Origin of the sequence: Pseudomonas pseudonitroreducens (genome assembly GCF_021603645.1) — a bacterium.
Lineage (GTDB): Bacteria > Pseudomonadota > Gammaproteobacteria > Pseudomonadales > Pseudomonadaceae > Pseudomonas > Pseudomonas pseudonitroreducens.
Genome location: NZ_BQHJ01000004.1, coordinates 341936 through 363970, shown reverse-complemented (window position 1 = coordinate 363970; position 22035 = coordinate 341936). Strand labels below are relative to the sequence as shown.

Annotated in this window: 16 protein-coding genes; 5 read left to right on the top strand and 11 right to left on the bottom strand. The window is 64.2% G+C overall.

Features of this window, described 5'->3' with window-relative positions; all coding sequences use genetic code 11:
- Nucleotides 1-65: 65 nt before the first annotated feature.
- From L6D89_RS12160 to L6D89_RS12150, 3 genes are all read right to left on the bottom strand, one after another.
- Nucleotides 66-3731 (bottom strand): translocation/assembly module TamB domain-containing protein, encoded by a 3666-nt coding sequence (locus tag L6D89_RS12160; protein ID WP_236200004.1) that lies wholly within the window; start codon nt 3729-3731, stop codon nt 66-68.
- Nucleotides 3732-3745: 14 nt separating this feature from the next.
- Nucleotides 3746-5473 carry an autotransporter assembly complex protein TamA gene (locus L6D89_RS12155; RefSeq protein WP_373874944.1) on the bottom strand — a complete coding sequence of 576 codons (1728 nt, stop codon included), beginning with the start codon at nt 5471-5473 and terminating at the stop codon, nt 3746-3748.
- 80 nt (nt 5474-5553) lie between these two features.
- The gene (locus L6D89_RS12150) at nt 5554-6201 is read right to left on the bottom strand and encodes a GNAT family N-acetyltransferase (RefSeq protein ID WP_236174616.1); all 648 of its coding nucleotides are present in this window, start codon (nt 6199-6201) and stop codon (nt 5554-5556) included.
- Nucleotides 6202-6330: 129 nt separating this feature from the next.
- Between L6D89_RS12150 and xthA the strand changes: the two genes are divergently transcribed.
- Nucleotides 6331-7143 carry an exodeoxyribonuclease III gene (gene xthA / locus L6D89_RS12145; RefSeq protein WP_236199853.1) on the top strand — a complete coding sequence of 271 codons (813 nt, stop codon included), beginning with the start codon at nt 6331-6333 and terminating at the stop codon, nt 7141-7143.
- Nucleotides 7144-7227: 84 nt separating this feature from the next.
- Here the strand turns inward: xthA and L6D89_RS12140 are convergent, their stop codons facing one another.
- The 4 genes from L6D89_RS12140 to L6D89_RS12125 all read right to left on the bottom strand — a co-directional run bounded on the left by L6D89_RS12140 (nt 7228) and on the right by L6D89_RS12125 (nt 13093).
- A complete protein-coding gene (locus tag L6D89_RS12140; RefSeq protein ID WP_236199852.1) occupies nt 7228-8532 on the bottom strand; it encodes a hypothetical protein in 1305 nt (434 codons plus the stop codon).
- Nucleotides 8533-8839: 307 nt separating this feature from the next.
- Nucleotides 8840-9463, bottom strand: coding sequence for a response regulator transcription factor (locus L6D89_RS12135; protein WP_236199851.1), 624 nt, complete (start codon nt 9461-9463; stop codon nt 8840-8842).
- 246 nt (nt 9464-9709) lie between these two features.
- Nucleotides 9710-12550: a hypothetical protein gene (locus tag L6D89_RS12130; protein ID WP_236199850.1), complete on the bottom strand. Its 2841-nt coding sequence runs from the start codon at nt 12548-12550 to the stop codon at nt 9710-9712.
- A gap of 300 nt (nt 12551-12850) precedes the next feature.
- Nucleotides 12851-13093 (bottom strand): hypothetical protein, encoded by a 243-nt coding sequence (locus L6D89_RS12125; RefSeq protein WP_236199849.1) that lies wholly within the window; start codon nt 13091-13093, stop codon nt 12851-12853.
- A gap of 198 nt (nt 13094-13291) precedes the next feature.
- On the opposite strand from L6D89_RS12125, the gene L6D89_RS12120 reads away from it, so the two are divergent.
- From L6D89_RS12120 to L6D89_RS12110, 3 genes are all read left to right on the top strand, one after another.
- Nucleotides 13292-14674, top strand: coding sequence for a substrate-binding domain-containing protein (locus L6D89_RS12120; protein ID WP_236200002.1), 1383 nt, complete (start codon nt 13292-13294; stop codon nt 14672-14674).
- Nucleotides 14675-14875: 201 nt separating this feature from the next.
- Nucleotides 14876-15919, top strand: coding sequence for a TerC family protein (locus L6D89_RS12115; RefSeq protein WP_236199848.1), 1044 nt, complete (start codon nt 14876-14878; stop codon nt 15917-15919).
- Complete coding sequence (locus tag L6D89_RS12110; protein WP_236199847.1) at nt 15885-16085, top strand: hypothetical protein; 201 nt, start codon at nt 15885-15887, stop codon at nt 16083-16085. The genes L6D89_RS12115 and L6D89_RS12110 overlap by 35 nt, the downstream gene beginning before the upstream one ends.
- A gap of 217 nt (nt 16086-16302) precedes the next feature.
- Here L6D89_RS12110 and L6D89_RS12105 read toward each other — a convergent pair whose 3' ends face one another.
- A complete protein-coding gene (locus tag L6D89_RS12105) occupies nt 16303-17532 on the bottom strand; it encodes an acyl-CoA dehydrogenase (RefSeq protein ID WP_236174608.1) in 1230 nt (409 codons plus the stop codon).
- Between the two features lie 166 nt (nt 17533-17698).
- Here L6D89_RS12105 and L6D89_RS12100 point away from each other — a divergent pair, with 166 nt between their 5' ends.
- Entirely contained in the window at nt 17699-18631 is a 933-nt protein-coding gene (locus L6D89_RS12100; protein WP_024765514.1) for a LysR family transcriptional regulator, read from the top strand.
- A gap of 285 nt (nt 18632-18916) precedes the next feature.
- On the opposite strand, the gene L6D89_RS12095 is transcribed toward L6D89_RS12100, so the two are convergent.
- Genes L6D89_RS12095 through L6D89_RS12085 form a run of 3 tightly spaced genes read right to left on the bottom strand, consistent with a single transcriptional unit; the run spans nt 18917 to nt 22023 of the window.
- Nucleotides 18917-20044: an acyl-CoA dehydrogenase family protein gene (locus tag L6D89_RS12095; RefSeq protein ID WP_236199846.1), complete on the bottom strand. Its 1128-nt coding sequence runs from the start codon at nt 20042-20044 to the stop codon at nt 18917-18919.
- Nucleotides 20045-20054: 10 nt separating this feature from the next.
- Nucleotides 20055-21239, bottom strand: a complete 1185-nt coding sequence (locus L6D89_RS12090; protein WP_236199845.1) for an acetyl-CoA C-acyltransferase — start codon at nt 21237-21239, stop codon at nt 20055-20057.
- 13 nt (nt 21240-21252) lie between these two features.
- On the bottom strand, nt 21253-22023 hold the full coding sequence (locus tag L6D89_RS12085; RefSeq protein WP_236199844.1) for a 3-hydroxyacyl-CoA dehydrogenase: 771 nt from the start codon (nt 22021-22023) through the stop codon (nt 21253-21255).
- Between the last annotated feature and the right edge of the window lie 12 nt (nt 22024-22035).

Genomic DNA, 22035 nt, shown 5'->3' with positions numbered 1-22035 from the left:
AGGGGCCATGAAGGCTGGCACAGCGCGAACCGGCAGCGGCCTGGAAGCGCCGCCGCCGACGGTCATCAGAAGTCGCGCTTGTAGAAGATGTCCAGTGAGCTGGCCAGGCCGCTGGCGGCCTCCAGGTAGACCTTCTTGCTCAGCAGGTAGCGCAGCGCGATGGTGTTGGCTGGCTCGAACACGCCCACGCCATAGCGCAGGCTGAGCTTGTCGGACAGTTGCCCGCTGGCGACCACGCTGGTGCTGTTGCCCGTGCCTTCGGTATCCAGCTGGAAGTCCTGGATGCCCAGGCGCTGGGCGACTTCGCCGGTCAGCGGCGCACTGCCGGCGAGGCCGAGCGCCAGCGCCGCCTCGCCGAGCATGTTGCTGTCCTCGCCGCTGGACATCGGGCGCCCCAGCACCAGATAGGACAGCGCCTGCTGCTGGCTCATGGCGGGCTCGGAGAACACCTCGCTGCGCGGCTGTTCGGCGTTGCCGGTCAGGCGCAGGCCGGCGACCACATCGTCGACCTTGCGGATCGCCTCGACATCAAGGAACGGCTGGTCGACGGGCCCGGCGAACAACAGGCGCGCGCGGCGAATGGTCAGCTTCTGGCCGTAGGCGCGGTAGCGACCATTGTTCAGCCGCAGCTCGCCGCGGGTGTCCATGTTGTCGCCAATGTGTATCTGGCCGGCCAGCTCGGCATTCAGGCCAAAACCGCTGAAGGTCAGCTTGTCGCTACCGACATTGACGTCGATGTCCATGTTCAGCGCCAGGCTGCTCTTGGGCTCCGGCTTCGCGCCAACGATCACGCTGTCGTCGGAAACCTTGACCGTGGACGGTGGCAGCTGGCGAATGGTGATGGCCCCGCGCGGCACCTGCACCGCGCCGGAGATGGCGAGTCGCTCAGCGGCCATGCGCACGGCCAGGTCCGGTTCGACTTCCAGGTTGGCGTAGGGCTCGACTGTCACCGGCAGACGGTTGCCACGCAGCTTCAGGTCGACGTCCAGGCCAGTGGCCCAGGCGATGCGCCCGGACAGGCTGCCGTTGCCAGTCTTGCCCGCCTTCCAGTCGCCACTCAGGTCGACCTGCTCGCCGGCGATTCGCGCCGTGACCTGCAACTGCTCGAAGCGGGTCGGCAGGTCGCCGCCGGAGATTTCGCCGTCGTTCAGGCGCAGTTCGCCATCCACCCGCGGTGCCAGCAAGCCGCCGGAGATCTGCCCGCTGCCATTGAGATGGCCTTTCAGCGTCTCCACCATGGGCGCGAAGGGCCGCGCCACGGAGATGTCCAGCCCATTGAGGCTGAAGGTACCGCTCAGCGGTTTGGCTTTCGGCCGCGGGTCGAGCTGCACCTGGGCGTTCAGGCTGCCGAGCTTGTCACCGAGGAACTGCAGGCTGGTATCGATGCGCCGGGGCGTCAGGCGGCTCTCCAGTTGCAGGCGCTGGTAAGGGAAGTCGACCCAGTCTTCCTGCTCCTTGATGCGCAGGGTGCCATTGTTGGCATTGACCAGGATGGCGCCGTTCGGGCCGCTGGCGGGCAGGTCAAGCTGCACGTCGCCGTCGAGCTTGCCCTTCCAGGCGAAGTCCTCGGGCAACCAGCGCGCCAGGCTGTCCAGCGGGAACTCGCGCAGGTGCATGCGCAAGCGCGGGTCGGGCATCAGCCGCTGGTCTTCCATGCACAGGCTGGCCGGGCCGGAGGCCCAGCAGTGGGCGCCGAGGTTGATCCGCCCGTCCGCCAGGCGCTCCAGGCGCGCCGGCTGTTGCAGACGCCAGTCCTGGCCGCCGCTCTGTATATCGCCTTTTGCGAGACGCCCGCGCCAGTCCTTGCCGTTCCAGTTGCCGTCCAGGCCGAGGTCGAGCACTACCGGCTTGCCCTGCAGGCTCAGGGCGAGCTGTTGACGCTGGCGGTCTCCACTGCCGTCCAGCTTGAGCACGCCAAAATCCGTGTCGCCGCTGTGCAGTCCCTGCGCGGTCAGGTTCACCCGGCCGCGCTGGGCGGCGTCCAGCGCGGCAGTCAGGTCCAGCGTGCGCAGGCCCTGCTCGGCGTAGGCGACGCGCTGGCCGTCAAGCTTGAGTTGCCCCTGCGGCGCTTGCAACGTACCGGCCAGATCGAGCTGGCCGCTGACCTTGCCGAACAATTGTGGCCACAACTGGCCGAGGCGATTCAGGGCGATATCCAGTCGGCCGGACAGCCGCTGGTCCAGCGCAGCCTGTCCGCTGATGCGGTTGTCGCCGAGCTGCAGCGCCAGGCCATCGACCTTCCACGCCTGCCCCGCCGCCGTGGCGTTCGCCTTGAAGATGGCCGGCTGGCCACGCAGGCGCCCTTGCAGGTCGAGGTTGGCGTCGAGGTTCAGTGCCTCGCCCTTGAGCGAGCCCTTGCTGCGCAACGGCCCGCCCAGACGTCCGGGCATCTCTTCGAGCCAGTAGGCCGGATCGAGGTCGGACAGGTCGAACGCCGCGTCCCAGGTCACCGCGTCGGCGAATCCAACCTTCAGGTGCCCTTCGGCCTTGCCCTGCCCCGCCACCAGTTTCAGCGACGGCAGGAAGACTTCCGCGAGGTTGCCCGACACCGGGCTCGCTAGCGTGAAATCGCCGGCAGGTCCCTTGAAGGCGCCGTCGAAATTGCCCAGGTAGGTCCCCTCGCTGTAGCTCACTTCAGCCTTGAAGGTGTGCACGCTCACCGGCGGTTCGTCGATGGCCGGGTACAGGCGGCGCCAGGGAAAATCGAGCCAGTCGAGCTGGGCGTTGGCGGCGAAGGCGTCCTTCCAGTCGAGGCGGCCGGTCAGCGCCACGCGTTGCTCCTTGGCGGCGCTCAGGTCGAGTGCGGCGATGTCCGCACCCTCGGCATCGACGCGCCCGCGCAGGGTCAGCACCACCGGACTCTCCTCGGCGGGCAGCACGGCGGCGCCGGCCAACTGGTAGCCGTCCTTGAGATTGCCGCTGGCAGTCAGGCGCAATTGGTTCAGCGTCAGGGTATCGGGCAGCGAGGCATCAGCCTTGAAACCGTCGGCAGTGATCAATGCGGTGGCCGGCAGGTTCTCTGCCAGCGGTTGCAGGTCGCCTTCCAGGCGGCCGTTCAGGTAACCGCTGCTCTGCGCCTGCAATTTCAGGTGGTTCATCAGCTCGCCCGTTGCCTGCAGTTGCAGGGTCCAGGGTTTGTCGCCCGGCGCCGGCAGGCCGAGAGTCCCTTCGGCTTCCAGCGGCCAGCCCTGCGTGGGTTTCAGCAGGCCTTTGAGCGACAGATCCAGGCCGTCGCGGGCAAGCGTCAGCGAGTCGATGTGCAAGCCTTCATGATCCCAATGCGCGGCCAGCTCGGCGTCGCGCAGTTGTTCCTGGCCATCGAGCAGGAGGCGGCCGAGACGGATGTCTCCCAGCTCCAGCGACAGCGGCAGGCTCAGGTCCGGCAGCTCGATCGGGCCGGAGGACTCGCTCGGCCCGCTGGGTGGCAGAGTCAGCAGCACTTCGTTGGCCACGACCTTGTTCAGGCACAAGGTCATGCGCAGCAGGCAGGCCGGCGACCAGTCGATCTGTGGCTGATCGAGCACCAGATGCGTTGCAGCATCGCTCCATTCCAGACGCTTGGCACTGAAACCGCCGGCCAGGCGACCGTCGAATCCTTCTACGTTCAGGCCCGGAACCCAGCTCAGCACTGCACGGCTACCTGCTGGAGTGCCGAGCAACGCAGCCACGGCGATAACCAGCAACAGGAGCAGGCCGAGCAGACCGCCCAGGCTCCAGCGCAACGCGCGCATCCAGCCGGCGCGGCTCACAGTTCAGGCCCCATGGAAAAGTGCAGGCGGATGCCGCCGTCCTCGTCCAGGCCATCGGCCAGGTCCAGGCGCAACGGGCCGACCGGGGAAATCCAGCGAATGCCGATGCCAACGCCGGTCTTGATCGAGGGGAAGTCCAACGAGTTGAAGGAATTGCCCTGGTCGACGAAGGCTGCGATGCGCCAGCGCTCAGCGATGGGGTACTGGTACTCGACGCTGCCGGCGACCATGTAGCGGCCACCGATGCGATCACCGTCGGAATTCTTCGGCGACAGCGTCTGGTAGTCGTAGCCACGTACGCTCTGGTCGCCGCCGGCGAAGAAGCGCAGCGACGGCGGAATCGCGCTGTAGTCGTTGGTGGCGATGCCGCCAACCTGAATGCGTCCGAGCAAGCGCTGCCCTCCCCAGAAACTGGTCACGCCCTTGGCCATGGCGTTGATGTGCGCCACATCGGCGTCCGCCAGCAGCCCCTCCTTGGCGCCCTTCACTTCGAACTGCAGACGGTAGCCCTTGCCGGGGTCGATCTTGTTGTCAGCCTCGAGGATCGAGTAGCCAATACCCGGCATCAGGAAACTGCTCAGGCCCGAATCGTCGCCCAGCTTGTATTCCTCGCGCTGCCAGTTCAGCGAGACGACCCGCTGCCAGCCGCTGTCGAGCTTGTGGTGCCATTCGCCACCGAGGGTCAGCAACTTGCTTTCGGTGTCCACCAGGTCTTCGTACTGGTAGCCGCTGGTGAAGCGCAGCTTGTCGGTGAGCGGAGGGTCCAGGGGGATTTCGTACCAGGCGCCGACGTTCTGCCGGGGAGCGGAAACTTCGGCTTCGAAGCCCAGGCTATGGCCCTGCGGATTGACCCAGTGGCGGGTCCAGGTGGCCCGTGCACGCGGCCCGACGTCGGTCGAGAAGCCCAGGCCGAGGCCCATGGTGCGTGGCTTTCGCGCTTCCAGGTGGACGTGCACCGGGACCACCTCGCCATCGGCATTGGTCGGCGCGGCATCGACTCGCACACCATCGAAGTAGCCGCTGGACTGCAAGGCCTGATTGAGGTCGGCGATCTGCTCGGAATCGTAGTCGGCGCCCTCCTTGAACGGCACCATGCGTTGCAGCAGGTCCTCGTCGAAGGGGAAATCGCCAGCGAAATCGACCTTGCCCAGGCGGTAACGCGGCCCACTGGCATACACCAGTTCGATGTCCGCCACGCCGGCCTCAGGGTCGATGCGCAACTGCTGCTGGGTGAACTGGCCACGGAAGAAGCCGAAGCGCGAGGCCTGGTTCTGGATCAACCGCTTGGCGTCCTCGTAGGCGCCGTGATTGAGCTGCGCCCCAGGCTTCAGGGAATCCCCGCCGGGAACGCGGAAGCTCTTGAGACTGGCGGCCGGGCCCTCGACCCGCACCGTCACATTGCGCAGGTGAATCGGCTCGCCCGGCCGGACATTGATCCGCAGGGTCGGCACCTTGTCAGCGGTCACCCGGCCACGGATACGCGCCTGGTAGTAACCCAAAGCCTGGGCGGCCTTCTGCGCCTGCTCCACGGCGTTGCGCCGGAATCTCAGCAGGGCCGCCTGATCACGCTCGCCAAGGCTGCCCACATAGGCCTCGATGTTGGCCTTGAGCGCAGCGTTGGCGGGGGTGATACGAACGTCGAGATGGGCTTCGGCCGCCAGGACCCTCTGCAAGCAGAAGGCCATTACCAGCAGCAGCCCAAGCAATCCTTGGACAACTCTCATGGCGCGAAATGCTAGCACGGGTTTTCCCCGTATTGCCTTCCTTCAAGCCGTAGGAAGCATCTGAGGGTTCACCTCGCCGACTATCCCGCAGACACTTTCACCGCCTCACGCCGATGGGTGGGATGGAACAGCACATGCTCACGAATAGGCCCCAGCGCCACCTCCCCCAGCTCTTCGTAACCGTGCCGTCGGTAGAACTCCAGGTAGCGTGCGTTGCCCGTGTCCAGCACCAACCCCTGAGAGCCGCCATCCTCGGCGCACCATGCGTGCAGTGCATCGAGCAACTGCTCGCCGAGGTGCTTGCCCTGGAACTCCGGATGCACGCCGATCAATGGGAGGATGTGATACGGCCCAGGAGGCAGGCAGCCGAGCACCGCGGCGTGATAGTCGAGGTAGCGTCGGGTGCACCCCAGGCCCGTGGTCAGCAGCATGCGCATACGCCAGAACCAGCTCTCGGTGACATCCAGACGACGTTGCGGCGGCACCACCAGCGCCACGCCCACCAGGCGATCCTCGATCAACAGGCCGATGGCTGGCAGCTCCTCGAGAAAGTGCTGGTTGACCAGCTCGCGGACAGTCGCGCGCACGCGCTGGTCGAACCCGGCGCGGTCGGATTCGAACAGATAGGCAAAAGTGGGTTCATGGCGGTAGGCGTGATAAAGCAGCGAGCGGACTTCACGACTGTAGTTGCCGTCGAGCAGACGGACTTCGGCGAGGGTATCAGGCATGCGGACGCCTCTTCGTGTGAGTTCTTCTTATGCTTGTGGGTCCAGCCACGAAACCCTAGCAGCGCCTCGCCGGGGTCGCCAGGATCGGCCGACCTGGGCTAGCATCGTGCTTTTGCCAGGGCGCCCAGGATGAAAATCGTCTCCTTCAATATCAACGGTTTGCGCGCACGTCCCCATCAGCTCCAGGCGATCATCGAGCGCCACCAGCCGGACGTGATCGGCCTGCAGGAAACCAAGGTCGCCGACGAACAGTTCCCCCGCGAGGAAATCGAAGCCCTCGGCTACCACGTGCACTATCACGGGCAGAAGGGCCATTACGGCGTCGCCCTGCTCTCCCGCCAGGAGCCGCTGGAGCTGCAGCGCGGCTTCCCCAATGACGACGAGGACTCCCAGCGCCGTTTCATCTGGGGCACCTTCAAGGATGCCGAAGGGCAACTGATTACCGTGATGAACGGCTACTTCCCCCAGGGCGAGAGCCGTGACCATCCGCTGAAGTTCCCCGCCAAGCAGCGCTTCTACGCCGACTTGCAGGACCTGCTGGAAACCCGCTTCCAGCCCGACCAGCAACTGATCGTGATGGGCGACATCAATATCTCGCCGGAAGACTGCGACATCGGTATTGGCGAAGAGAATCGCAAGCGCTGGCTGAAGACCGGCAAGTGCAGCTTCCTGCCGGAAGAACGCGAATGGCTGGCGCGCCTGAAAGGCTGGGGCCTGGTGGACAGCTTCCGCCTGCAGAATCCGAGCGTGGACGACCGCTTCAGCTGGTTCGACTATCGCAGCCGTGGCTTCGAGGACACGCCCAAGCGTGGCCTGCGCATCGACGTCATCCTCGCCTCCGAAGCGCTGCGCGGGCGCATTGCCGATACCGGCGTGGACTACGACATCCGTGGCATGGAAAAGCCCTCGGACCACGCACCGATCTGGTTGCAGCTCAAGTAACCCGCGCGAATGAAAAAGCCCGGCCAATGCCGGGCTATTTCATCGCTGCCGAGGCCGGCGAACGGCCTCTTGAGTAATTCGGTATCAGGCGTCTTCGCTGGTTGTGACCGACTTGCTGATCGCACTGTAGGTCGTGTTGAATCGTACAGTCTCGTTGAAGCCCTTGACGATCACACCGAAGCGCTCCTTGGCGTCGAGCAATTGCTTGAAGCGGTCGGCCAGTTCAGCCCCCTGCCGCTGCAGACCGGCTTCGCGGTCATCCAGCTCCTGGACGCGGGCGCGCAGCTGGTTCAGCTGACGCTCAATCCCCTGCTGCTCCTGATTCAGGACCTCGGCGCGCTTGCTGGTGGCTCGGTCGCGGCTATCAACGGTTTCCGCAAGCGCTTGCAGAGCACTGCTGCGCTCGGCGAGTACGGCAGAGTTCTGCTCGGCAACGCGCTCGATATCATACTTCTCTTCCTGCAGACGCTGCTCCATCTGGGCCAGGCGATCTTCCCGCTCAGCCAGCTGACGCTCGCGCTCGATGGTGGCCTGACGACGTTCGTCGAGTGCCTCGCGCATCTTCACGACTTCCATCTTCTGCTGTGACAGGCCTTGAGCCATGCCTGCCAGAGAATCGAGAGTGGACTGCACATCGTGCAGCACGCCATCGGTCTCCATGACGGAAGACTGGAACGCAGGTTCCGCCGACGCTCGCGCAAGCGAGGCACTGGAGCTGGCTTTTTCCTGCTGGAGTTGGTCTGAAGCATTCATGGTGGAAGATTCCTCGTAGGAAGAGTGGGAAACTGGCGGAAGCGATTGGCTGAAGATTGAAGCGGCTGTGGTGTCAGCCGGGACGGTTCGAGAGGGGCCATACCTGCCGCTCGGTTGCTGAGCTGCCGCGGGCGCTACCTCCGGGTCAACCCATGAAACCTGCAGGTCTTGTCCCGCAACACCACCGTGGTCGGACTGTTCGGAGCCGGAGCCCAGGTCCGAGCACGCCGACGCGAGTTCGATCAAGTCTCTTTCGAGCAATTCGAATGCTTCGAGAACTGGCGCCCCTGTTACCGGTACATCACCGACAGGCTCCGTTGCTGCAAGCACTGCCATCGAATCGTCCTGCCCAGCATGCGGCGGATTGCCGACTTCACCCGCAGCAGCCACTTGGCTAGTGCTCTGCGCAGCGCTGGCCTTCGTATTGATCGGGATGTACCCCGTTGACAAATGGGGGCGTGAAGCGCCCTTGGCACGAAGAGACACAGCGTTCGCCAGACGAGACAGTGGAGTCTTGCGCTCGGTTCCTCGATCGGATGAAGAGGACATGTCTGTCTGTTCGGACGGTTCGGATGCACTCGCGGCAAGTGCTTCGTGATCCTCTTGTCCTTCGAACTGCTTCGTATCTGATGTCATGAAACGTCCTGCCCTGAGGATGATCGACCTCACTCCAACCCCCCGCACGGTTCGACATATCGAAGTGCGCCAATGGTCGGGTGTTCGGGTTGTCCTGCTGCTGCATGGGTTCGCTGCTGCAGAGCAGGTTGCAGAACGAATTCTTACAGGGCGGCACTCACGTGAATGTCAGTAAATTCCGGCGCAATCGAAGGAAAACTATGCAAGCCGCTCTGAATTCTGCCGGCAGGCCAACGGACAACTTCAGCTATCCGCAACGGAGCTGAGCATGGCGAGGGTGCCAGCCTGGAGAAAGGGGTGCCCGCCCCTACAGCAATCCGATTTCTTCGCTGATGCGGAACAGATCGTCCAGCGAATTGGCGTCCAGCTTGCGCATCAACTGACGCTTGTGCTGCCCGACGCTCGCCCCCGACAACGACAGGTGCTCCGCCAATAACGCTACCGAGCATCCGCGGCGCAACCCGTGCAGTACGGCGATCAGGTGCGTTGGGAAAACCAGAGCGGACTTCACCCTGGGGTCCTCGTCAACCAGCACTTGCTGATGCTCGGGAAATATCGTGCCGCCCGCCAGGACGGTATCCACGGCGCGCCCGATCAGATTCGGACGATCATCCATCAGCAGAAAGCCTGAAACCCCGCTGCGAATGGCGTGCTGGATATTCAGCGACGTACCCAGGCTGGAGCAGACCATTACGGGAGTAGAGGATTTCAATTGACCGCCACGCCGAAGCATCGCCACGAGCTCCAGCCCATGGATATCTGGTAGCTCGAGCGTAACCAGCAATAGATCGCAATCGCTTACGCTCAGATTGCTCAGCGCCTGCCGGGCGAACTTGAAGTGCAGGTCGCACTGATGGCCGCCGGCGTGCAGGAAGCGACGCAAGGTGACGAAGTCACGCCGGGAAGGGTCGACGAGAACGATACGGGCCATGTTACTCCCTGTTGCAAAGGCCTCGCTGTTACTGTTTGCGGGCTGGATCGTCCGCCGTGAATCAACGTGACATCGCCCGTCAGCCAATCGCCCGGTGTTTCCGCGACAGCTTGCAGTGGCGACGAATGGAACCGGGCGGAATGACATCGCCGGACAACTCCATGTCTCGGCAATGTCTCCTGCGCCAGCTCCTGCCCCGGAGGATAAGGTCGGCCGATTCGTCTCGCGACTTATCGGCCACCGAACTCACTCGGTTACAGACTTGGAAATGGCGGACAAGGTGCTGTTGAACTGCACGGTTTCGTTGAAACTCTTCACGATGGTGCTGAATTTGTCCTTGGCGCTCTGCAGGTTCTTGAGGCGTACCGCCAACTCCTCGGTCTTGCGCTTGAGAGCACTTTCACGCTCGTCCAGTTCGAAGGCGCGACTACGCAGGGCGCCGAGTTGCTCGTCGATACGCTGCTGCTCGAGCTGGACGGACTCGGCGCGCTTGACCGTGGTCTTGTCACGCAGGTCAACGGTCTGCGCCAGCTCCTTGAGTGCTTCGCTACGCTCCGCCAGCAGGCGATTGTTCTCGGCGGCCATGCGATCGAGGTTGGTCTTGGCCTGTTTGAGATGACTCTCCAGAAGCAGCCGGCCTGCCGCCTGCTTCTGGTGAGTCAGGCCCTGGGCCATCCCGGCAAGCGAATTGAGGGTGTTCTGGACATCGGACAGAACATCGTCGGGGTCCGCCTCGAGCTGGGGAACGCTCAGCGCAGCTGCAACCTCCTGCAGCTCCATCGAGGTAATTGGAATGGCAGTGCCTTTCATGTCGGCCTGAGGTACCACGGTGTCTTGCATTTCAGTCATTTCAGATTCCTTCTGGATCAATATTCCCTGAAGCGCCACTGCCTCAGGGTTGCTGTCGCCTGCCTGCTGAGCGGCAACCGTGTTCGCTGCGGAAGACACTTTCGCCTCATCCAACGTCGAAACCAGGACTTCCTCGCGGGACAAGTCATGACCGGTAGCAGCCAGTACCGCCAACGTATCTGCCAAGCCGGAAATCATGGGTTCGAAGAATTCATCGGTTTCACAATCGGCACTGGAAATTCCGCTCGGAGCCAGCTCTGCCTCCAAGGGTTCGAACACCGTCAGCTCTGGCTGCTGGATTGGCTCTACCGGTTCCCATTGCATATCGGTCTCTGGCGCACCGCTCGCCTGCGGTTCAGCGCCTTCCGTCGATGCGGGCACGAAATGCTCCACCGTCGATAGAACCGACTGCTCGGCAGCCTCCTGTTCCTCTGGCTGCGGCTGCACAACGACATTCAGCGCTTGCGCCTGCTCCAGCTCGGATGGCTCCACAACCTCCGGGACAAACAGCTCGACCACTGGCGGGGTGGCCTGAGCAGCGACCTCCTGGGATTCCAGCGGCTCCGGCTCGACAGGCTCCAGGATTTCCGGGGCGCTTTGTTCGGCAAGAGCCTCCAGCTCTTTCAACGCAACGGCCAGCAGGGGTTGCACCTGCTCCGGGGCAGGTTGTTCCATTGCATCCGCAATGAAAGGCTCGACAACGTCGAGTGCTGGCGGCGCCGTTTGTGCAGCGACTGCCGGCGATTCCAGCTGTTCCGGTTCGGCACGCTCTACAACTTCCGCGACGCTTTGTTCGATAAGGTCCGGAACTTCCGGCATCTCCAACGCAGTGTCTACCGCCGCTTCCACCGGCTCCTGTTCGGGGGGCTCGACTGCCTCCAGAGCAAATGGCTCGACAATATCGAGTGCTGGCAGGACTGCTTGCGCAGCGACTTCCAGGGACTCCGGTAGCGCCGGCTCAACAGGCACCGCGACTTCCGGGGCGCTTTGTTCGACAGGAGCCAGAACTTCATGCTCTTCCAATGCATTGGCTATTGGCGCTTGCACCTGCTCCGGTTCGGATGGCTCTGCTGCCTCCGGAACAAACGGCCCGAAAATCTCGAGCGATGGATGGGCCTCGTGTACAGCGACTTCCAGGGACTCCGGTAGCGCCGGCTCAACAGGCACCGCGACTTCCGGGACGTCTTGTTCGACAGGAGCCAGAACTTCATGCTCTTCCAACGCATTGGCTATTGGCGCTTGCACCTGCTCCGCTTCGGATGGCTCTGCTGCCTCCGGAACAAACGGCCCGAAAACCTCAAGCGATGGATGGGCCGTTTGCGCAGCGACTTCCAGAGGCTCCGTCAGCTCCGGCTCGACATGCGTTTCGACTTCCGGAACGTTTTCTTCGACAGCGCCGAGAGCTTCCGCCTCCGTCAGCACAATGGCCACCGGGGCTTCCGCCTGCTCCTCTGCAGGTGGCTCAACCACATCCGGAATGAAAGGCTCGACAGCCTCGAGCGATGGCGAGGCTTCCTGTGCATCAGCTTGCAATGCTCTCGCCGGCTCCTGCTTCGACTCGGCAGACACTGACGCTGCCGCCCCAGCCGCAGCGGGCACTTCCAGGAACTCCACTTCCTGCAGATTGAACGAGATTTCCTCCTCCTCCGCTGGCAGCTCAGTCAGCCCTGTAGCCGCCGCTTCGCTCATGGCCACGAGCGTCGGAGCATCTGCTGCAGGCGGCTGAGCAGGAATGGACTCCGTCAGCGCAGGGCCATGTTCAGGCTCAGTCTGCACTGCAGGCGATTCAACAGCCCCGCTCGATCTCGGCTCGCCCACCATTGGAGAGGTGCCATTCGCCTCCGCGGCCACACGTAGACCGAGAAAGTCCTCATCAACGGAATCCAGCGCCACGGGCTCTCCCGTGCCTGCCGGCGGCATCTCGCCGCCGAGCCTAGCTGCGGCAGCTCCGAGTGACTCCGGATCTTGCACAGCAAGTGTTTCCCGGACCTCAGCTGCTGCAGCCTCTTCGCCGCTTCGGGACTTGCTCGTCCGGGCGAGCTGGGCGAAGTCCAGGATCATGTCCGTAGACAGTTCGAGTCCTAGATCGACGATATTTCTGGGAGCCTCGTCATCATCCCCGGACGGGACCGAAAGCCGCAAAGGCGCTGGTCGGCGCGCCAGCATCCCTGCCTGGGATAGCAGGTTCAGCCATGACCGCAGCGACGCCATTGGCAGTTCGATTTTCCGGAACGTCATGCCCCGAGGCGTCGGCAGGCTCAGTGAACGCCTGCGCCATGGACGCCCCCAGCAGGGTGCCATGGCATTGTGGACGGCGAGCGGGATCAGCCTGACGCGATGCTCGGCGCCGGCCTCGGCTGGCCTGGAGGCGCTGTGGGGTGAGCTCATGGTTATCTTCCGGCGGGTGCAGTTCAAAACGGCGCAAGTTTCTCTTGACCTTGGAAGCGGCGTTATCAGGTTTCCCTGATGCACCCCTAGATTTTTCCTATTCGCGACCGCCCACAGCGAGCGGCGCAATACCACGCGCCTCGCCTGCCTTCAGCCTCGCCGTGGTTGCCGCAAAGGCTTCAGCGCGCCCCCGAGTTCCGATGAGCGTTGGGAGGCCCCTATCAGGTCCAGCACGATGGTCAACACGAACAGCGGCACGACCAGCAGAAGCATCGTGGGAGCGAGTTCCATGGCCTTATCCGGGAGCACAAGCAGCGTGCCGGACATCAAGGCGACCAACAGGATGATGACCAGCTTGATCAGCACCGAAGCAAAATCGACGAGGCCGCCCATTCCAGGCTCCTGCATATCAAGGTGAGGCGACCTGTATAGCGATGACTAGCAGACGCGGAAATCAGAAATCTCCCGCAATCCACCAGTCATCTCCGAAGAAGGCGGCAAGCGCTCTGGCGCATGGGCAAGCGTCATATCGATGCAATGATTTCGACTTAATCTGCCGCGCCAACGATGCCTCAAATGGAAGTTGACCCCATGCAGTACAAGTCGAGCCCCAGCGATGCCCAACCCTGGCCTGTCACCATCGCCTGGCTCACCATCGCGTTCATCTGCTACGCGTTTCCCTGGTCGGCATTCGCCGCCCTGCCCTCGTCCCAGGGCGGTGAGCCGGTACTGCGCATCCAGGGCTCCAACACCATCGGCGCGCACCTGTTGCCGGAGCTGGTGAAGGGACTGCTGGTCAGCGAGGGCTACAGCGACGTCAGTGCCAAGCCGGGCAAGGCGGAGAACGAACAGCGCATCATCGGTCGCACCCAGGACGGCAAGGAAGCCATCATCGACCTGGCGGCCCACGGTTCCAGCACCGGTTTCGTCGCCCTGAAGGACAACAGCGCCGAACTGGCGGCCGCCTCGCGCCCGATCAAGGACGCCGAGGTCGCGGGCCTATCGGCGTCGGGCAACCTGCGCAGCGCCAAGGCCGAGCAGGTGATCGGCATTGATGGCCTGGCGATCATCGTCAACCCGGCCAACGTGCTGGATGAACTGACCACCGACAGCCTCGCGCGAATCTTCTCCGGTGAAGTGAAGACCTGGGAGGAACTGGGTGGTCGCGGCGGTGCGATCCATCTGTACGCCCGCGACGACAACTCCGGCACCTTCGATACCTTCAAGGAGCTGGTGCTGGCCAGCCACGGCAAGGCGCTGGCCGGCGGCGTCCAGCGCTACGAGTCCAGCGACCAGTTATCCGCCGAGGTGAGCAAGGACCCGCAGGGCATCGGTTTCGTCGGCCTGTCGTCCGTGCAGAAAGCCAAGGCGCTGCGCATCGCCGACGGCGACTCCCAGGCGATGCCGCCCTCGACCACGCTGATCGCCACCGAGGACTATCCGCTGTCGCGCCGCCTGTTCCTCTACATGAAACCGGAAGAGCCGAACCGCTGGGCCCGCGCCCTGCTGCAGTTCGCCCAGGGCGACAAGGGCCAGGCCCTGGTCAGCGCCAGCGGTTTCGTCGGCCAGCGTGTGCAGGCGGTGAAGATGGCTCCACGGGCCAGCATGCCGGAGAACTACCAGGCCCTGGCGCGTGACGCCAAGCGTCTGTCGGTGAACTTCCGCTTCCGCGAAGGCAGCGCCACCCTGGACAACAAGGCGCAACGCGATATCGACCGTCTGCTCGCCTACCTTCAGCAGAGCGGCAAGATGAACAAGCAGGCCGTGCTGGTCGGTTTCGGCGATCCGAAGCAGGACCCAGCCCGCGCCGAGCTGCTCTCCAAGCTGCGGGCCATGGCCGTGCGCCGTGAACTGGCGAAGGAAGGCGTGATGTTTCGCGAGATCAGCGGCATGGGCGACGCCCTGCCGGTGGCGGCCAACAGCGATAACGACGGTCGGGTGAAGAATCGCCGCGTCGAAGTCTGGGTCTACTGATCCCTCTGGTGGTCAGCGTCTAGACTGTCTGAAGGACGCTGACCGCTCGGTCTGGAATTACTGTAGGAACTTGTTACGTTCCTTCGCTTGTCTCTGCCGGGCGCTCTGCTATTTTCCCGCCAGTGACGCCGGGCCCCTCTGACGGTTGCCAACCGCCATGTCGGAGTCACTTTTCGACAACGACACTAAGGGAGGGGCCAAATGACAGCTCTGCACGCCTTTTTGACCGAACCATTCCTCGGAACCGCCACCTGGTTCTGGCTGGCCTTCCTGGCCATCGTGATTCTTCTCCTTGTACTCGACCTGGGCGTCCTGCAACGCGATCACCACGAGATCGGCGTGCGCGAGAGCCTGATGCTCTCTGCCGGCTACTTCGCCTGCGGCCTGGCCTTCGGTGGCTGGGTCTGGTACGAGTTCGGCGCCACCAGCGCGGTGGAGTACTACACCGGTTTCCTCGTCGAACAGTCGCTATCGATGGACAACGTGTTCGTCATGGCGATGATCTTCGGCTTCTTCGGCATTCCTCGCCGCTACCAGCACCAGGTGCTGTTCTGGGGCATCCTCGGCGCCATCGTCATGCGCGCGCTGATGATCGGCCTGGGTGCCGCGCTGGTGAAGGAATTCGAGTGGATCATGTACGTATTCGGCGCCTTCCTGCTGTTCAGCGGCGTGAAGATGCTATTCAGCAAACATGATGCCGAGCCGGACCTGGCGAACAATCCGGTGCTGAAGTTCCTGCGCAAGCGCATCCGCATGACCGACACCATCCACGAGCATCACTTCTTCGTGAAGATGCCGGACGCCTCAGGCAAGCTGGTGCGCTACGCCACCCCGCTGTTCCTGGCGCTGATCCTGATCGAAATCGCCGACCTGGTATTCGCCGTGGATAGCGTGCCGGCGATCTTCGCCATCACTCAGGACCCGTTCATCGTCTACACCTCGAACATCTTCGCGATCCTCGGCCTGCGCGCCCTGTACTTCTCGCTGGCGGCGATGATCCACCGCTTCGTCTACCTGAAGTACGCCCTGGCGCTGGTGCTGGTGTTCATCGGTACGAAGATTTTCCTGCACGGATTCATCGGCAAGGTTCCCGCGGCCCTGTCGCTTGGCGTAACCTTCGGCCTTTTGGCGGGTGGCATACTGCTATCCTTGCTCAAGACCCGCAGAACCAGCGAGGAGCCGCTGGAAATCGTCAGCCAGGAGAGCATCCATGCAAGCGCTGGAGGTGAGGATCGAAGCCGTTGAGTTTCGCGGCCGGGCCTATTGGCAGGTCCGTCTCGGTCGTCGTGCCCTGCGCTTCCCCCATGAGGCTGCCGCACGCGCCTTCGCCGCCCAGTTGCACACACGGCGCGAGTGGCTGATCGAGCAGAGGGCAATGGCCGACGGACCAGAGCCCTCTCCACAGCAGTGAATGAACAGGGCCAGCGCAAGCTGGCCTTGTTCATTGTGAGTCGAGCACTATCAGCGCTTGAAAGCGAGTGTAGGAGCGGACTCCGTCCGCGATGTGCATCAGGCCGGCTCGTAGCTGCCGGAAACCCATCGCGGACGGAGTCCGCTCCTACAAAAAGCACCATGCTCCCGGAATGAAAAAGGCCCGCATCAGCGGGCCTTTGCATTGGGGCTAACGATCAGCGGCTGCTGCGCAGAGCGTCCTTGGGCACGTACTTGCCAATCTCGTACTTGCCGATGGCCGCACGGTGCACCTCGTCCGGGCCGTCGGCCAGGCGCAGGGTGCGCTGCATGGCGTACCAGTAGGCCAGCGGGAAGTCGTTGGAGACGCCGGCGCCACCATGCATCTGGATGGCGCGGTCGATCACCTGCAGGGCGACGTTGGGCGCGACGACCTTGATCTGGGCAATCTCGCTCTGGGCGAACTTGTTGCCGGCCTTGTCCATCATGTAGGCGGCATTGAGAGTCAGCAGGCGAGCCTGGTTGATCTCGATGCGCGAGTTGGCGATGTGGTCGATGTTGCCACCCAGGCGAGCCAGCGGCTTGCCGAAGGCGGTGCGGCTGACGGAGCGCTTGCACATCAGTTCCAGCGCGCGCTCGGCCATGCCGATGGAGCGCATGCAGTGGTGGATACGGCCTGGGCCGAGGCGACCCTGGGCGATCTCGAAGCCGCGGCCTTCGCCGAGCAGGACGTTCTCGTAAGGCACGCGGACATTCTCGAACAGCACTTCGGCGTGGCCGTGCGGGGCGTCGTCGTAGCCGAACACCGGCAGCGGACGAAGGATCTTCACGCCGGGGGCGTCAGTGGGCACCAGGATCATCGAGTGCTGCTGGTGACGCGGCGCATCCGGATTGGTCAGGCCCATGAAGATCATGATCTTGCAGCGCGGGTCGCAGGCGCCGGAGGTCCACCACTTGCGGCCATTGATGACCCACTCGTCACCGTCACGAACCGCGTTGGCTTCCATGTTGGTGGCGTCGGACGAGGCCACGCCCGGCTCGGTCATGGCGAAGGCGGAGCGGATTTCGCCACGCAGCAGCGGCTCCAGCCAGGTGCGCTTGTGCTCTTCGGAGCCATAGCGCACCAGCACTTCCATGTTGCCGGTGTCGGGAGCTGCGCAGTTGAACGGTTCGGAACCGATCAGCGAGCGGCCCATGATCTCGGCCAGCGGTGCGTATTCCATGTTGGTCAGGCCAGCGCCCAGTTCCGACTCGGGCAGGAACAGGTTCCACAGGCCTTCGGCTTTCGCCTTGACCTTGAGGTCTTCCATGATTTGCGTGGGCTGCCAGCGGTCACCCTGGGCCACTTGCTCCTCGAACACCTTCTCGGCGGGATAGACGTTGGCTTCCATGAACGCGGTGAGGCGCTCACGCAGGTCCTGAACCTTGGCGGAATAAGCGAAATCCATGGGGGCTAACCTTCTGGCGGCGGTTGTTTGTGTGGAGTGATGCTAGAACAGCGGGAAGGATTTACCCAGCCTATTATCCGAATCGATGAACATTCATAACCCATATGGACCTGGGCGCCGGTTCGGGTATGATCGGGCCAAAACAATGACAAGCGGAGCCCCGGTAATGAACCTCAGCAAGGTCGATCTGAACCTGTTCATCGTCTTCGACGCGATCTACACCGAAGCCAACCTGACCCGCGCCGGACAGATCGTCGGCATTACCCAGCCCGCCGTCTCCAACGCCCTCGCCCGCCTGCGCGAAACCTTCAACGACCCGCTGTTCGTGCGCACCGCCCAGGGCATGGTGCCGACGCCGATGGCGCAGAACATCATCGGACCGGTGCGCAATGCGTTGCAGTTGCTGCGCGTATCGGTACAGGAAAGCCGCACCTTCACCCCGACCCAGGCGAACAAGACCTATCGCATCAGCATGACCGACCTCACCGAGGCCATCGTCCTGCCGCCGCTGTTCCAGCGCCTGCGCCGCCAGGCGCCGAACGTGCACATCGAGAGCTTCCTCTCCAAGCGCCGCGAGACCACCAAGGAGCTGGCCGCCGGCCGCCTGGACTTCGCCGTCGATGCACCGTTGAACACCGACCCGCAGGTGCGCCACGTCAAGCTGATGGAAGACCGCTATGTCTGCGCCATGCGCCAGGGCCACGCGCTGGCCAAGGACAAGGTGACGCTGGAGGAATACCTGTCGGTGGCGCACATCCAGATTTCCAGTCGCCGCAGCGGCCTCGGCTACGTCGACCTGTCGCTGGGCAAGATGGGCCTGCAACGCAAGATCGCCCTGCGTTCGCAGCACTACCTGATGGCGTCCACCGTGGTGCAGCAGACCGACATGGTGGTCACCGTGCCCGAGCGCTTTGCCCGCCACCATGGCCTGCACTTCGTCGACCTGCCGGTGAACGACGTGCCCAAGCTGGAAACCCACCTGTACTGGCACGAAAGCACCGACCAGGACCCGGCCAACCGCTGGATGCGCGAGCAGATCATCGAGCTCTGCCAGCAGGTGACGGCGCGCGAGGCGCGCGAGGCGGCGGAGCGGGCCTGATGCTTCAGGCGATGCCCATTGATGGGTATCGCTTCGCTCCACGCCATCCTACGTAGCACCTGAAGACGGTGCGCTGGCGGGGCATGCCGAGCCCGGCCAGTTGAATCCAGCGGCCGCCCCACCTGTAGGAGCGAGCTTGCTCGCGAACATTGCTCGTCGGTTGGGCGGTTCGCGAGCAAGCTCGCCCCTACGAAAAGCAATCCGTTCCGCCTGACAAGCCACCTGCAGACCCCGCCCTGCCGAAGTGCCTGTCCAACGAACAGGCCGGGGGCTGCCGGCGAACCCTTACAGACTCCGTGCGATCACCAGTCGCTGCACGTCGCTGGTGCCTTCGTAGATCTGGCACACGCGCACGTCGCGGTAGATGCGTTCCACCGGGTAGTCCTGCAGATAGCCGTAACCGCCGAGGGTCTGGATTGCCGCGGAGCACACGCGCTCGGCCATTTCCGAGGCGAACAGCTTGGCCATCGAGGCCTCGGTCAGGCACGGCAGGCCAGCTTCGCGCAGGCTGGCGGCGTGATGCACCATCTGTCGCGCCACGGCGATCTCGGTGGCCATGTCGCTCAGGCGGAAAGCCACGGCCTGGTGCTGGATGATCGGCTTGCCGAAGGTCTCGCGCTCGTGGGCATAGTCGCGGGCGTACTCGAACGCCGCACGAGCCATGCCGACCGCCTGCGAAGCGATGCCGATGCGCCCGCCTTCCAGGTTCGCCAGGGCGATGGCGTAACCCTGCCCTTCCTCGCCCAACCGGTAGCTGGCGGGAATGCGCACGTCATCGAAGGCAATCTGGCAGGTGTCGGAAGCATGCTGGCCGAGCTTGTCCTCGACGCGCACCACGCGGTAGCCGGGCGTATCGGTCGGCACGATGAAAGCGCTGATGCCCTTCTTGCCGGCCGCCGCATCGGTCACCGCGAAAACGATCACCACGCCGGCATGGCTGCCGGAGGTGATGAACTGCTTGCTGCCGTTCAGCACGTAATGATCGCCATCACGGCGCGCGCGGGTCTTCAGGAAGCTGGCGTCGGAGCCGGCCTGCGGTTCGGTCAGGGCAAAGGCGCCGATCATTTCGCCACGGGCCAGGGGTACGAGGAACTGGCGCTTCTGCTCGTCGTTGCCGAACTTGGCGATGGGCATGCAGCCCACCGAGTTGTGCACGCTCATGATGGTCGAGCAGGCGCCGTCGCCGGCGGCGATCTCTTCCAGGGCCATGGCGTAGGCCAGGTGGCCGGTCTGCGCACCGCCCCACTGCTCCGCCACCAGCATGCCGAGGAAGCCGAGGTCGGCCATTTCCTTGATGGCTTCGGCGGGGAAGCGGTGTTCGCGGTCCCAGTCGGCGGCGAAGGGTTTCAGCCGTTCCTGGGCAAACTGGCGGGCAACGTCGCGGATCTGGAGATCTTCTTCGCTGGGAATCATGGTTGGCTCCTTACGCCAGGCGCTCGACCGCGATGGCCGTGGCTTCGCCGCCGCCGATGCACACCGAGGCGATGCCGCGCTTGAGGTCGTACTGCTTGAGCGCCGACAGCAGGGTCACGATCACCCGCGCACCGGACGCACCAATCGGGTGGCCGAGGGCGCAGGCGCCGCCGTGGACGTTGAGCTTGTCGTGGGGAATATCCAGGTCACGCATGGCGGCCATGGCGACCACCGCGAAGGCCTCGTTGACCTCGAACAGGTCGACGTCGCCGATGGCCCAGCCGGTGCGTTGCAGCAGACGGTTCACTGCGCCTACCGGTGCAGTCGGGAACAGGTTCGGTGCATCGGCGAAGGACGAGTGGCCACGGATCGCGGCCAGCGGCGTGAGGCCGCGCCTCTCGGCTTCGGACAGGCGCATAAGCACCAGAGCAGCGGCGCCGTCGGAGATGGAGCTGGCATTCGCCGCCGTCACGGTACCGCCGTCGCGGAACGCCGGTTTCAGGGTCGGAATCTTGTCCGGGCGCGCCTTGGGCGGCTGTTCGTCCTGGCTGATTTCGCGGGTTTCCTTGCCGGCCTTGACGCTCAGCGCGACGATTTCCTCGGCGAAGCGGCCTTCGCTCATGGCCTTCTGCGCACGGGTCAGCGAGGCGATGGCGTAGTCATCCTGCTGCTGGCGGGTGAAGCCGTACTTCTCGGCGCAGTCCTCGGCGAAGGTGCCCATCAGGCGGCCCTTGTCGTAGGCGTCTTCGAGGCCGTCGAGGAACATGTGGTCAAGCACCTTGCCGTGGCCCATGCGGTAGCCGCTGCGGGCGCGCTCCAGCAGGTACGGCGCGTTGGACATGCTCTCCATGCCGCCGGCCAAGGCCACGCGGGCGCTGCCGGCGAGGATGGCGTCGTGGGCCATCATCGCCGCCTTCATGCCCGAGCCGCACATCTTGTTCACCGTGGAGCACGGCGTGCCGCGCGCGAGGCCCGCGCCCAGCACTGCCTGGCGCGCCGGCGCCTGGCCCTGCCCGGCGGAGAGCACGCAGCCGAGCACCGCTTCGTCCACCTCTTCGGCGCCCAGGCGGGCGCGTTCGACGGCGGCGCGAATAGCGGCGGCGCCGAGAGTAGCGGCGTTGACGTCCTTGAAGTCGCCGAGGAAGCCGCCCATGGGCGTACGGGTGGCGCTGACAATGACGATGGGATCGTTCATGAGCTGTCTCCTGTTACTTCGCGGCCATGCGGATGGCGCCGTCGAGGCGGATCACTTCGCCGTTGAGCATGCTGTTCTCGATGATGTGCCGGGCCAGCGCGGCGTACTCGTCGGGGCGACCGAGGCGCTGCGGGAACGGCACGCTGGCGCCGAGGGAGTCGCGCACTTCCTGGGGCATGGCAGCCATCATCGGCGTCTCGAAGATGCCGGGGGCAATGGTCATCACGCGGATGCCCGAGCGCGCCAGTTCGCGGGCGATGGGCAGGGTCATGCCAACCACCGCGCTTTTGGACGCGGAGTACGCGGCCTGGCCGATCTGCCCGTCGAAGGCGGCGACCGAGGCGGTGTTGATGATGATGCCGCGCTCACCACCGGAGTCCGGCTGGTTCTGCGCCATGGCTTCGGCGGCCAGGCGCAGCATGTTGAAGGTGCCGATCAGGTTGATGTTGATGGTGCGGGTGAAGCTGTCCAGCCCGTGCACACCGTTGCGGCCGATAATTTTCTCCGCCGGCGCCACGCCCGCGCAGTTGGCCAGGCCATGCAGCGCGCCGAAGGCATCGAGGACAAGTTGCACGGCGGCCTTGCCGTCCGCCTCGCTGCACACATCGGTGCGGATGAAGCGCGCATTGGCTTCGCCCAGTTCGGCGGCCTGGGCCGCGCCGGCTTCGGCGTTGATGTCGGCCAGCACCACCTTGGCGCCGGCGCCCACCAGCAGTTTCGCGGTGGCTGCGCCGAGGCCGGAACCGCCGCCGGTGATCAGGAATACCTTGTTCTGGATCTGCATGAAGTCTCTCCG

Bases quoted from the DNA above. Each gene is read 5' to 3' on its own strand.
- L6D89_RS12085 (WP_236199844.1), bottom strand. From the start codon at position 22,023: ATGCAGATCCAGAACAAGGTATTCCTGATCACCGGCGGCGGTTCCGGC.
- L6D89_RS12115 (WP_236199848.1), top strand. From the start codon at position 14,876: ATGACAGCTCTGCACGCCTTTTTGACCGAACCATTCCTCGGAACCGCC.
- L6D89_RS12105 (WP_236174608.1), bottom strand. From the start codon at position 17,532: ATGGATTTCGCTTATTCCGCCAAGGTTCAGGACCTGCGTGAGCGCCTC.
- L6D89_RS12135 (WP_236199851.1), bottom strand. From the start codon at position 9,463: ATGGCCCGTATCGTTCTCGTCGACCCTTCCCGGCGTGACTTCGTCACC.
- L6D89_RS12150 (WP_236174616.1), bottom strand. From the start codon at position 6,201: ATGCCTGATACCCTCGCCGAAGTCCGTCTGCTCGACGGCAACTACAGT.
- L6D89_RS12130 (WP_236199850.1), bottom strand. From the start codon at position 12,550: ATGACGTTCCGGAAAATCGAACTGCCAATGGCGTCGCTGCGGTCATGG.
- L6D89_RS12160 (WP_236200004.1), bottom strand. From the start codon at position 3,731: ATGCGCGCGTTGCGCTGGAGCCTGGGCGGTCTGCTCGGCCTGCTCCTG.
- L6D89_RS12120 (WP_236200002.1), top strand. From the start codon at position 13,292: ATGCAGTACAAGTCGAGCCCCAGCGATGCCCAACCCTGGCCTGTCACC.
- L6D89_RS12095 (WP_236199846.1), bottom strand. From the start codon at position 20,044: ATGATTCCCAGCGAAGAAGATCTCCAGATCCGCGACGTTGCCCGCCAG.
- xthA (WP_236199853.1), top strand. From the start codon at position 6,331: ATGAAAATCGTCTCCTTCAATATCAACGGTTTGCGCGCACGTCCCCAT.
- L6D89_RS12090 (WP_236199845.1), bottom strand. From the start codon at position 21,239: ATGAACGATCCCATCGTCATTGTCAGCGCCACCCGTACGCCCATGGGC.
- L6D89_RS12155 (WP_373874944.1), bottom strand. From the start codon at position 5,473: ATGAGAGTTGTCCAAGGATTGCTTGGGCTGCTGCTGGTAATGGCCTTC.
- L6D89_RS12100 (WP_024765514.1), top strand. From the start codon at position 17,699: ATGAACCTCAGCAAGGTCGATCTGAACCTGTTCATCGTCTTCGACGCG.
- L6D89_RS12140 (WP_236199852.1), bottom strand. From the start codon at position 8,532: ATGACATCAGATACGAAGCAGTTCGAAGGACAAGAGGATCACGAAGCA.
- L6D89_RS12110 (WP_236199847.1), top strand. From the start codon at position 15,885: ATGCAAGCGCTGGAGGTGAGGATCGAAGCCGTTGAGTTTCGCGGCCGG.
- L6D89_RS12125 (WP_236199849.1), bottom strand. From the start codon at position 13,093: ATGGGCGGCCTCGTCGATTTTGCTTCGGTGCTGATCAAGCTGGTCATC.